Annotated in this window: 12 protein-coding genes; 3 read left to right on the top strand and 9 right to left on the bottom strand. The window is 59.2% G+C overall.

What is annotated here, in order from left to right:
- Together PHD44_RS11265 and PHD44_RS11260 are read left to right on the top strand one after the other, a co-directional pair.
- Window positions 1-371, top strand: a 371-nt coding sequence (locus tag PHD44_RS11265; protein WP_300191707.1) for an aldo/keto reductase, incomplete at its 5' end; no start/stop codon positions are given.
- 276 nt (window positions 372-647) lie between these two features.
- Complete coding sequence (locus PHD44_RS11260; protein ID WP_300191705.1) at window positions 648-1,046, top strand: desulfoferrodoxin family protein; 399 nt, start codon at window positions 648-650, stop codon at window positions 1,044-1,046.
- Here the strand turns inward: PHD44_RS11260 and cysZ are convergent.
- From cysZ to ileS, 6 genes are all read right to left on the bottom strand, one after another.
- Complete coding sequence (gene cysZ, locus PHD44_RS11255; RefSeq protein ID WP_300191702.1) at window positions 1,036-1,761, bottom strand: sulfate transporter CysZ; 726 nt, start codon at window positions 1,759-1,761, stop codon at window positions 1,036-1,038. The two genes, PHD44_RS11260 and cysZ, sit on opposite strands and share 11 nt — an antisense overlap.
- 26 nt (window positions 1,762-1,787) lie before the next feature.
- Window positions 1,788-2,414: a thioredoxin fold domain-containing protein gene (locus PHD44_RS11250; protein WP_300191700.1), complete on the bottom strand. Its 627-nt coding sequence runs from the start codon at window positions 2,412-2,414 to the stop codon at window positions 1,788-1,790.
- A 175-nt stretch (window positions 2,415-2,589) separates the two neighbouring features.
- Window positions 2,590-3,534, bottom strand: coding sequence for a 4-hydroxy-3-methylbut-2-enyl diphosphate reductase (gene ispH / locus PHD44_RS11245; protein WP_300191697.1), 945 nt, complete (start codon window positions 3,532-3,534; stop codon window positions 2,590-2,592).
- Window positions 3,531-4,025, bottom strand: a complete 495-nt coding sequence (locus PHD44_RS11240; RefSeq protein WP_300191694.1) for an FKBP-type peptidyl-prolyl cis-trans isomerase — start codon at window positions 4,023-4,025, stop codon at window positions 3,531-3,533. The genes ispH and PHD44_RS11240 overlap by 4 nt, the downstream gene beginning before the upstream one ends.
- Window positions 4,022-4,570 (bottom strand): signal peptidase II, encoded by a 549-nt coding sequence (gene lspA / locus PHD44_RS11235; RefSeq protein WP_300191691.1) that lies wholly within the window; start codon window positions 4,568-4,570, stop codon window positions 4,022-4,024. The genes PHD44_RS11240 and lspA overlap by 4 nt, the downstream gene beginning before the upstream one ends.
- Complete coding sequence (gene ileS / locus PHD44_RS11230) at window positions 4,567-7,383, bottom strand: isoleucine--tRNA ligase (RefSeq protein ID WP_300191689.1); 2,817 nt, start codon at window positions 7,381-7,383, stop codon at window positions 4,567-4,569. Before ileS ends, lspA begins: the two co-directional genes overlap by 4 nt.
- A gap of 354 nt (window positions 7,384-7,737) precedes the next feature.
- On the opposite strand from ileS, the gene PHD44_RS11225 reads away from it, so the two are divergent.
- On the top strand, window positions 7,738-8,892 hold the full coding sequence (locus PHD44_RS11225) for a glycerate kinase (protein WP_300191686.1): 1,155 nt from the start codon (window positions 7,738-7,740) through the stop codon (window positions 8,890-8,892).
- On the opposite strand, the gene PHD44_RS11220 is transcribed toward PHD44_RS11225, so the two are convergent.
- The 3 genes from PHD44_RS11220 to PHD44_RS11210 form a co-directional block, all read right to left on the bottom strand.
- On the bottom strand, window positions 8,889-9,668 hold the full coding sequence (locus PHD44_RS11220) for a glycosyltransferase family 2 protein (protein WP_300191683.1): 780 nt from the start codon (window positions 9,666-9,668) through the stop codon (window positions 8,889-8,891). The two genes, PHD44_RS11225 and PHD44_RS11220, sit on opposite strands and share 4 nt — an antisense overlap.
- Window positions 9,665-10,450 carry a 1-acyl-sn-glycerol-3-phosphate acyltransferase gene (locus PHD44_RS11215; RefSeq protein ID WP_300191680.1) on the bottom strand — a complete coding sequence of 262 codons (786 nt, stop codon included), beginning with the start codon at window positions 10,448-10,450 and terminating at the stop codon, window positions 9,665-9,667. The genes PHD44_RS11220 and PHD44_RS11215 overlap by 4 nt, the downstream gene beginning before the upstream one ends.
- Window positions 10,450-11,267 (bottom strand): hypothetical protein (locus PHD44_RS11210; RefSeq protein WP_300191677.1); only part of this gene is annotated, 818 nt, incomplete at its 5' end. The genes PHD44_RS11210 and PHD44_RS11215, both read right to left, overlap by 1 nt.

Below are 11,267 nucleotides of genomic sequence, written 5' to 3'. Positions count from 1 at the left end.
TGCTGTCCGGGGCGATGTCGGCAGATCGAAAATTCGAAGGCGATGATCTTCGCCAGAACGACCCGAAGTTCCAGCCGCCGCGGTTTGCCCAGTATCTGGCCGCCGTGGAACGCCTGGACCAGTTCGCTCTTGAACTTTTCGATCGCCGCGTGATCCATTTGGCGCTGCGCTGGCTGATCGATCAGCCCGGGGTGGTGACTGCATTGTGGGGCGCGCGTCGGCCGGATCAACTGGAGCCGGTCGATGCGATCTTCGGTTGGTCGCTGAGTGATGCCGATCAAGCAGAGATCGACCGCATCCTAGCTGAGACAGTTACCGACCCGGTCGGTCCGGAGTTCATGGCGCCACCAGAAAGCCGTCCGGCTGCCTGATTTTCTCCGGGTGTCGCATCCGGGGCTCCGTGGTCGGCGCCGGTTTTGCGCTTGCCTCTGGCACACGAGGGAGTCTATTCCGGTAATGCGCTCACGTTGTTCAAACCGGCCAAGCCGTTCCAGTTTTTAACCGTTGAAGGGATGGGGCAATAAACACGCTGATCAACGATGCCCGGCAAACTCACGACATAAACCGACCGGAAAATTAGATTCACGGGTAAATAATTGTCTATGCTCCTGATGGCTGTTTTTGGCCATCATTGACAGGAGCATTCTATGAATCGTCGTCACTTTATCAGCACCGCCACACTCGGCACGGCCGCCTTGGCACTGGGCTCGCAAGCCGCACAAGCGAGTGAGGAGAGTTATCAAAATGTGGTTTTTGATGCCCAAAACCCCGGCCACTGGAAAGCGGTGGAATCACTTCATGTGCCGGATACAGAAATTAAAGACGGCAAACTGCACATCCATACCCCGCACCCGATGAGCGAGGCGCATTACATTGTCAGTCACACAGTCGTGCTAAAAGACGGCAAATCCCTCGATCGCAAAACCTTTAACTGGAAAGACAAGCCCACCTCGGAGCACACCTTGCCGGAAGGCTACAAGGGACTTGTCAGAGTCACCAGCACCTGCAATCTGCATGATTTCTGGGTCAAGGAAATTAACGTTTAATCGGGTCATGGGTTGGTCGCGGTCGCCGCTCCACCCAGAGTGCGGTCGCACCGCATACCCCAACGGGCAAGGCAAAAAAATTCAATACCGGCACCATTGTCATGCCGGTCATGGCTGTGCCAAAAGTCAATGACGTGGCTGGCATCGTTTTAAGCCAGCTTTTTTGTGCATCGAATTCCAAAAGATGATTACCCGCCGGGGCATCGACGTACTGGAGCGTCATCATCCAGGCAGAGAAGGCAAACCACAAAAATGGGGCAAGCAGATTTAGCCCCGGCACGAAGGAAATCAGCAACAGCGGAATCGCATAGGCCAGAAAATAGCGAAATTTGCGCCATTCGGCAGCCACGGTTTTCAGCGTGAGGTGCCAGAGCGAGGTGTCGTCCTCCGGCGTGGGTTTGCCGGTCAACTGCATTTCCAGCTTTTGCGCCAGCAAGGCATTGAACGGTGCGGCGATGAAATTGGCGATGATGGTGAAGCTGAAATAGGCCACCAGCATCAGACCGATGAACAGCAACGGGATCAGAATCCAGTTGAGCCATTCGAGCCAGCCGGGCAGCAGGCCTTCAAGCCATTGATGAGCGTAATGAACGCCAGCCCACATGCCCGCGCCAAATAAAACAATGTTGATGAGCAAGGGGATCAGCACGAACCGGCGGATACCCGGTCGCCACATCAGGCCAAAGCCACGCAACACATAGGAAAAGCCGTTCATGCCTGATGGGATCGCTCGTCAGTCGTTTACGGAATGGAGTGCCCGCCGCCGAACGGGCCGGGGGCGATATGTGCAAACAGCTGGCGGTAGAACTCGGCGGATTTGGCGCCGAACATCATAAAGGGCTTGCCATCATCCCCCTGAAACACGATCAGAGGCATGCCGGGAATGTGATTGTTCTTCAGAATCGCGTAGTTCGCGTCCAAGGCTTTCTGGGTGGCTGGCGAGATATTCTTGATCGGCTCGATGGCGCCACCATCCCCCTGCGAGGAGAAACCGTAACCATCTTCCATGCGGTGGTACGCCGCCAGCGGGTCGGCGGATTGCATGATGGCCGCGGCCTTGCCCGCCGAACTCGGTAACAGCACGCCCATCGGCACGTAGCGCATCTGGATATCCCGATCCGCGGCCAGAATCGGTTTGATGCGTTCATAGGCTTCATTGCAGTGCGGGCAGTTGGGATCGAAGAAGAAATACACGATCTTTTGACCGTCCCCTTCCTTGAACCAGGTCGTTGCCGACAACTGGCTGGCAATTGTTGCGGCTAGAGCCCGACTATCCGCCGCTTGCGTGGACGGCACGAGCATCATCGCGAGTAGCAACAAAAAAATCAGATGACGTAGTGACGAATGACGGATAGTACGACGAATCATGAGTGCCCTCGTGTTCAAGCCCAGGTAAATGCTGATTTATTCCATCCATGGAACAAATCAGCTCGCTCATCGCGGTACACGCCCGCGATGGCTCCCACGAATCAAAGACTTACGTCTTTGATCGTGTTGGGGCATCCTGCCCCAAGCGGGAAGCACGGAATAAATCAGCGCTTCCCTAGGCCTTGGCCCGTAATGATTTAGGCAACGCAAACACCATGTGTTCGATGATTTGCGGTGGTGTTTCGATTAGTGTGGCCGCGAAACGAGACTCAAGATGCGCGAGCACCTGCTGAACCAGAATTTCCGGTGCGGAAGCCCCCGCTGTCACCCCCACGCAGGCACAGCTTCCAAACCAGTCCTCGCTGATGTCTTCCACGCCATCGATCAAATAGGCCGCCTTGCCGGCCTGCTCGGCAATTTCGCGCAGACGATTGGAATTGGAGCTGGTTTTCGAGCCGACGACGAGAATCACGTCGCAGGTTTGCGTCAATTCGCGCACGGCATCCTGGCGGTTCTGCGTGGCGTAGCAGATGTCATCTTTCTTTGGCCCTTCGATCTTGGGGAAACGCTGACGCAATGCGGCGATAATCGTCTGGGTTTCATCGACCGAAAGCGTGGTCTGGGTTGAGTACGCCAGGCCATTGGGGTTCTCGACAGAGAGATTCGCCACGTCGTCGATGCGTTCGATCAAATGAATCCGACCGCCGTGACGTGGATCGAAATGGCCCATCGTGCCCTCGACTTCCGGATGACCGGCATGACCGATCAGGACGACATCCTGCCCCTGACGCGCATGACGCTCGACTTCCAGATGCACCTTGGTGACCAGCGGGCAGGTCGCATCGAAAATACGCAAGCCCCGCGCGGCGGCTTCGTCTTCAATCGCACGGGATACGCCATGCGCAGAGAAGATCAGGGTGGCATCATCGGGCACTTCGGCCAGTTCCTCGATGAAAATCGCACCCTTACGCTTGAGGTTTTCCACGATATAGCGGTTATGCACGATTTCGTGACGAACGAAGATCGGCGCGCCGAACAGATCCAGCGCGCGATCGACAATTTCGACAGCCCGATCCACCCCGGCACAGAATCCACGCGGGTTGGCTAGCAGGATGTTCATGCCTTGGCCTCCTGAACAGATTCTTCGGCAGGCGGCTCGACCGCCAGCACGTTGACGATGAACTGGATATTCATGCCCGCCAGCGGGTGATTGAAATCCACCAGGAGGGTTTCCTCGTTGATCGCCCGCACGGTGCCCGCCACCGTATCGCCGTTCGGCAGGTTGAATTCGACCAGATCGTCGACACTCAAGCTAAGGTCATCGGGCACATCCGCACGAGGCAGCTCGTGGATCATCTCGGGATCGGTGTTCCCAAAGGCATATTCCGGTGTCAGCAGGATACGGGTTTGCTCGCCTTGCGGCAGGCCGAACAGCGATTCTTCCAAACGGGCATCGAGGCTGCCATCTCCGACGGTAAATATCATCGGCTCGGCATCGAAGGTCGAGTCCGCCACGCGATTATCCGGCAGGCGAATCTCGTAGTGCAGCGTCACCGTTGCACCCCGCGTGATGACCGGCAAGGTAGTTTTGGCATCGCTCGGATTGGTCATGAGGAAGCATGCTCCTGATTTGGTTTTTCTGTGCTCGGGCGTAATTCAAACAGAATCATCAAAGCAACGCCGATAACGATGGCGCTATCGGCCACATTGAAGGCGGGCCAGTGATAACCGTGCCAATGAAAATCAAGAAAATCAACCACATAACCCAAGGTCAGCCGATCGATCAGGTTGCCGATCGCCCCCCCGATGATCAGCGCAATCGCAACCTTGATCATGCCAACACCGCGCCGCGCGCCTGCTTGGGCGCGGGGAATCCGCAGCAACCAAACCATCAGCCCCAGCGCCACGATGAAGGCCAGCACCGCAAAACCCCAGCGCTGCCAGCCATCGGCATTCGCCAGAAAGGAAAACGCCGCGCCGTGATTGTGCAACAGGGTGAGGTTGAAGAACCCGGTCATTTCCACCGGCCTGGCATACTGCAAAAAATGACTCGCCAGCCACTTGGTCCCTGCATCCACGCCGATCACCAGCAGGGAAAGCCACAGCCAGTTGAGGTTGTGCCAATAAAACTGACCGGGCTTGTTGGGACTGTTCATGCCCAGACCCGCGTTTCGCCCGCGCCGTCGATATTCTCGATACAACGACCACAAAGCGTCGGATGCGCGGCATGGCTGCCGACATCCGGCTGCAGATGCCAGCAGCGCTCACACTTGGGCGCAACGCTTGCGGCGATCTGCACGGCCATTTTCTCGCCACTCGGCAGGGTTTCGACCGTGGCTGTCGTCGGCGCGTTTGCCAGTGGCCATACATCCAGTTCAGAGACGATCAACACAAACCGCAATTCATCGCGGATGGGTTTGAGGAAATCGGCCAGCACATCATCGACAAACAGCGTCACCTTCGCAGAGAGGTTGGCCTTGATGATCTTTTCGTTGCGCGCGACTTCGGCGTAGCGATTGACGACATCGCGCAGGTCGATCAACTTCGCCCAAAACGCGCGTTGCTCATCGCTGAGCACGGTCACCAAATCATCCGTATGCGTTGCCAGAAACACCGAAGGCGCCCGAGGTTCGGCCAGCGTGGGCAAGTGGGCCCAAAGCTCGTCGGCCGTGAACGAGGTGATCGGCGCCATCCAGCGAGTGAGCGCCTCGATCACGCGCCACATCACGGTTTGCGCCGAGCGGCGCATCGGCGCGTTTTTCTGGCCGGTGTAGATGCGATCCTTGACGATATCGAGGTAGAACGCGCCAAGCTCGATGGAGCAGAAATGGTGCACTCGCGCCACGAGGCTGTGGAAGTCGTAGGTTTCAAAATCCGCCAGCACAGCTTGATGCAGTTGTGCGGCGTGATCGAGCAGCCAGGCATCCAGCGGCAGCAAGTCTTCGTTCGCCACGCAATCGGTGTTCGGGTCGAAATCGTTGATGTTGGCCAGTAAATAACGCGCCGTGTTGCGGATGCGGCGATAGGCGTCGCCCGCCCGTTGCAGGATCTCGTCGGAAACGGTCATCTCACCGGAGAAATCGGTCGAAGCCACCCACAGGCGCAGCACATCCGCGCCCATCTTGTCGATGACCTTTTGCGGCGCAACCACGTTGCCGAGCGACTTCGACATCTTGCGGCCCTGCGCATCGACCGTGAAGCCATGGGTGAGCACACCGCGATACGGTGCCGCGCCCTTGAGCGCCACGCCCGTCAGCAGCGACGACTGAAACCAGCCGCGGTGCTGGTCCGAGCCTTCCAGATACAGGTCGGCCGGCCAGGTCAGCTCCGGGCGGCGGTCGAGCACGGTGGCGTGGGTAACGCCCGAATCGAACCAGACATCCAGCGTATCGGTGACTTTCTCGTAGCGGTCGGCATCGGCACCGAGGATCTCTTTCGGGTCGAGCGAGAACCACGCATCGATACCGGTTTGCTCGATCCGGTCGGCCACCGCGCGCATCAGCCGTGGCGCGTCCGGATGCGGCTCGCCGGTTTGTTTATCGACGAACAGCGCGATTGGCACGCCCCAGGTACGCTGGCGCGAAATGCACCAGTCCGGACGATTTTCGATCATGCCCGCAATGCGCGCTTCGCCCCATTCGGGCACGAAGCGGACGGTCTTGATCGCCGCCATGGCCTGTTCGCGCAGTTCGTTCTGTTCCATCGAGATGAACCACTGGCCGGTCGCGCGGAAAATCAGCGGCGTCTTGTGGCGCCAGCAGTGCGGATAGCTGTGCGTGAATCGGCTGTGCGCCAACAACGCGCCGGATTCCTGCATGATTTCAAGGATTTTTGCGCCGCCATCCTTGAGGTTCATGCCGCCAACAAAGGGCGTGTCGGGCAGGAAGTGACCACTGCCATCGACCGGGTTATCCACCGGCAGGCCATAACGCTGACCGACCTTGAAGTCGTCCTCGCCATGCGCCGGTGCCGTATGCACTGCGCCCGTACCGGCATCGGTCGTGACATGCTCGCCCAAAATCAACAGCACTTGCCGGTTCAGGAACGGGTGCTGCACATGCAGGCCTTCGAGTTCCGCGCCGGGCGTGGTGCCCAGCACCGTGCCTTCAAGCTTCATCCGCGCCAAAGCCGATTCGCGCAGGGCTTCGGCCAGAATAATGCGACGTCCGTCAACAAGCTCGACCAGCGCATAATCCAGTTCCGGGTTGATCGCCACGGCCTGATTGGCGGGCAGCGTCCACGGTGTGGTTGTCCAGATGACGACCGAAACCGGCGCGCTGCTGTCAATCCCGAAGGCGCGGTGCACGGCGGCCGAATCCACGGCCGCAAAGGCCACATCGATCTGGTCGGATTTCTTGTCCTGATATTCAACCTCCGCTTCCGCCAGCGCCGAGCCGCAATCCACGCACCAGTGCACCGGCTTCTCGCCCCGATGCAGATGGCCGTTCTCGATGATGCCCGCCAGCGCACGCACGATGTCCGCCTCGGTGGCAAAATCCATCGTTTTGTACGGATTGGCCCAGTCGCCGATCACGCCAAGCCGGATAAAATCGGCCATCTGGCGGTCGATCTGGCTTTGCGCATAAACGCGGCAGGCCGCACGGAATTCCTGCGCGGAAAGCTTGGCCCCCGGCTTGCCGTGTTCACGCTCGACCATCAATTCAATCGGCAGTCCATGACAATCCCAACCCGGCACATACGGCGCATCAAACCCTGCAAGCTGCTTGGACTTGACGATCATGTCCTTGAGCACCTTGTTCACGGCGTGACCGATATGAATATCGCCGTTGGCGTAGGGTGGGCCATCGTGCAGCACGAATTTGGGCCGACCGGCACTGGTGGCGCGTATCGCGCGATACAATTCCAGTTGCTGCCACTTGGCCAAACGCTCGGGCTCGCGCTGCGGCAGGTTGCCGCGCATGAGGAAAGGGGTATCGGGCAGGTTAAGCGTTGATTTGTAATCAGTCACGGAAAGATCGCCGAATGAAAAAATGGAGAAAATGGACCTTATTGTAGCAAGAGTCGATCGACCTGCGGCGGTTTGTGGCAAGGCAGCGTCGGATTCAATTGACCCGCTTCGACACAAACCGGCGCTTGGGCGCCCCTGCACGAAGTCAGAATTCCTCGAGCACAGGTTGCGAACGGGTAAATCCCCCCCAACCCCCCTTTTTCAAAAAGGGGGGGGAGTCGGGCTTTTTCGAGATTGTGCGCATCCCCCTTTGCAAAAGGGGGGGCGAGGGGGATTTGAGGGGTTATGTATTCGTGCCGAGGTTCCTTAGCACCGACCCATCCCCGTTTATGGACAGCCATGAGGAGAAGATTCATGGGATTGCACATCGTGATATGCCCGGATAGCTTCAAGGGCAGCTTATCCAGCCCGGCCGCGGCCGAAGCCATGGCGCAGGGCGTCCGCCTCGTGGTGCCGGATGCCCGAATCGAATGCATTCCCATGGCCGATGGCGGCGAAGGCACGGCGGAGCGCATCACGCAGGCGTTGAATGGGCAATGGCGCCATGACCGCGTGCATGGGCCAGATGGCGCAATGGTCGAAGCGTCATGGGGCTGGATTCCAGCACAGAACATGGCAATCATCGAAGTCGCCAGTGCCTGTGGTTTGAACCTCACCGCCCCGGGGCTGCGCAATCCGTGGCAGTTCGATACGCGCGGTGTCGGTGAATTGCTGCGGTGTGCGCTGGATCTTGGCGCGCAAAAGCTGGTGATCGGCCTGGGCGGCAGCGGCACCAACGACGCGGGTGCGGGGATGCTTTCGGCCTTGGGTGTTCGATTTCTGGACAAGAATGACCAGCCGCTCACCCCAACGCCGGATGGCCTCAAAATGCTGGATCGGGTCGATTTTTCCGAACTGGATACGCGTCTGGCGCACGTCGAACTCATCTGCCTGACCGATGTTGATAACCCGCTGACCGGCCCGGACGGCGCTACTGCGGTTTTCGGCCCGCAAAAGGGGCTGGCAGCAAGTGATGTCGCAGAAATGGATGCACGGCTCCGGCAGATCGCCACGCACATAGAAACGGTCAGGCAACTGCACTGCACGCCCGATGCGCCCGGCATGGGCGCGGCGGGCGGCTTGGGGTTTGCCCTTGGTGCCGTGCTGGGCGCAACAAGGCAAAGGGGCAGCACGTATCTGGCCGATCTGCTGGCACTGGACGCAGCCATCGAACAGGCCGATCTCGTGCTGACGGGCGAAGGGGCGCTGGATACGCAGACGGCCCAAGGCAAGGTCGTCGCTGAAGTCATCCGTCGCGCACATCGATTCGATAGACCGGTCATCTGCATTGCGGGCAGCGTGCGCATGACACACGCGCAAATCAGAACGTTGGGGCTGTGGGCCGCTTGGCCTTTATGCAGGGATAGCGTTGATGTTGAGGACGCCATCGCGCATGCGGTGGCACTGATTACCGAGCGCACCGCAGAAGCCACGGCTGCGTGGCTCAGCGCGTCATCGAAACCGGGTTAACGGTAGCGGGAAAACAGCCGCTGCACCAAAAGTTTAGGCAATCGCCAAAGAAAACCCAGAAACAATCGGGTGTGCATCCCGGTCAGCAGCAGGTTGTCGCGCAGGTAATTGAAGTGCGACACACCGCCTTCTTCCGCCGTGAAATACCGCACCGTCGTCGGCACATTGATGGGCCGAATGCCCGCCCAACAGAGCCGCACGACCGCTTCGGGGTCAAAGTCGAACCGGCGCATCCATCGATGGCGCAACATGATCTTCTTGAGCGGTTCGATGGGGTAGACCCGAAAGCCGAACAGCGAATCGCCGATGCCCATCCACAGGGTTTCCAGATTCGCCCAGGTGTTGGAAACCTGACGCCCGTAGACGCGCAGCTTGGGCGCATCGGCCGCAAAAACGGGCTTGCCCAGAATCATGGCCTCGGGCGCCTGCAGTGATTGCTGCATGAAATCGGGGATGCGCTCTGCCGGATGCTGGCCGTCGGCATCCATCGTCAGCGCGTGGGTGAAGCCTGCCTTTTGCGCTTCGAGCAGGCCATACAGAATCGCCGCGCCCTTGCCCTGATTTTCCGGCAGCACGAGCACACGCAAACCCGGATCGGTTTGTGCCAGGGCCAACAGGCGCTCGGTCGTGCCATCGGTACTGCCATCGACCACCACCCACACCGGTGACCATTGCGCGCGCGCCGCCGCCAGCGTTTCGAACACCTTCTCGCCGGGGTTGTAGCTCGGGATGAGCACGAGGTGCCCAGAAGAGTCAAATAGGGAAGAATCAATCATGGTCGGCTCGATCCGGGTTGTGCGCTCAATGCCATTCGCATGTCGTGTTCCATCTGGCGGGTGCAGGCCGTCACATCGGCGGGCCGGAGATAACACGCACCGAGGCGCACAGACCAGCGAAGCGGCAACTCGGGCCGCCGCCATAACGGCCAGTGTTTTCCGAGGTAGGGGCTGGAAAAACCGATCAGCAGGGATTGAATCGACACATTGGCGCGCCGGGCGATCAAGGCAGCGCTTTGGCCGAAGGGATCGAGTGGAAATTCGACCGTGCGCCCGCCTTCGGGAAAAATCAGCACATGCGCGCCCTCGGCCAAGGCCGCTTCGGCATGCAGAATCATTTCCAGCGGGCCGTCGTTGCGAATGTAGCCCGCCATGCGCGCGGCGGCCCCGAACAGGATGTTGTTCATCAGCCCCGCTTTCATCACGCACACCACATTCGGCAGTCGGGAAACGATCAGCAACACATCCAGCAATGAAGGATGATTGGCCACCAGCACCCGCGGCGGCGCATTTCTTAACGCATCCAGTGCCGCAAGATCAAAATGGTTGGCGCAGAACAGTCGCAAAAAACCGAGATAAAGGCGAAAGCCCTGATGAATGAATCGCCGCCCGATGCGGTGACCGATAAGACGCCGTGCCTCCCCGGAAAACAGTGGCCGCAATACCCAGGCGAACGGCAACCAGACCAGACACAACAAGGTAAAAGAGGACACCCCCAACACCATGACGATGGACGCATGCAAGGCGCGAAGAAATGCGCGCAAGCGGCGCAAGACAGGCACTATCGCGCCTCCCGGTCGCCGTGTGTTCGACGAACCCATCCGCTCGCTTCGATTTCGACCAGCAACTCCTGCCGGCATACATCGGCCTGCACAAAACAGACGTTGAGATTCTTGCCCAAACAAACGCCCAACTCACGCCGTACCGCGTCGGCATCCTCCGGTCGCCGCACGTATACGCGAAGCTGCAGATCGGCAAGCATGAAGCCCGGCCCTTGCGGCAGGCGATCGTTTGCCCAGGCGGCGTTCAGTCGGTCATTGGCTTGCGCGACGATTTCGGAGATATTCGCCAAGGTTTCCCGCGTTTGCGCCCGCACATTGCCAAGATGTCGGCTCTCGTGACCGACGATGCTGGCCGTGCCGGAAATCAGCAGCAGAAAGGAGTCAACCAGCGGAATCAACGTGGCGCGAGAGAAGGTCGGACTGCGGGGACCGTAGGTATCGGGGTAATGATACGCGCTGACCTGACGGGGGTTTTCCAACAGGATCGGCGCCACACGCCCCGCAAGAAAGCCGACACAAAAGCCGCCATCGCGCATCCCCAGCGCGCAGGCCGCCGGTGCGCAGCTTTCGACAGCCTGCTGACGCGCGTCATAAGCAGCCTGGCGGCCAACATTGAACTGCCGGTAACGCTCAAGCCCTTGGTCATTGCCATGGATGTCCGCCAGAAAATTCCAGGTACGCCACAAATACGGATATCCGGCCTGATCGAGCAAACGGAACATACGTTCATAAACCGACTGACTATCCACGGCCATGTGGTTGTCTTTCCCGCCGATGGTGATTGTTCCGAACAGCACATCGTCGTCCGCACGGTACC

The sequence above is a fragment of the Halothiobacillus sp. genome (genome assembly GCF_028710545.1).
Lineage (GTDB): Bacteria > Pseudomonadota > Gammaproteobacteria > Halothiobacillales > Halothiobacillaceae > Halothiobacillus.
Note: the sequence above shows the minus strand (reverse complement) of the source record. Positions and strands in the feature narration are given on the sequence as shown.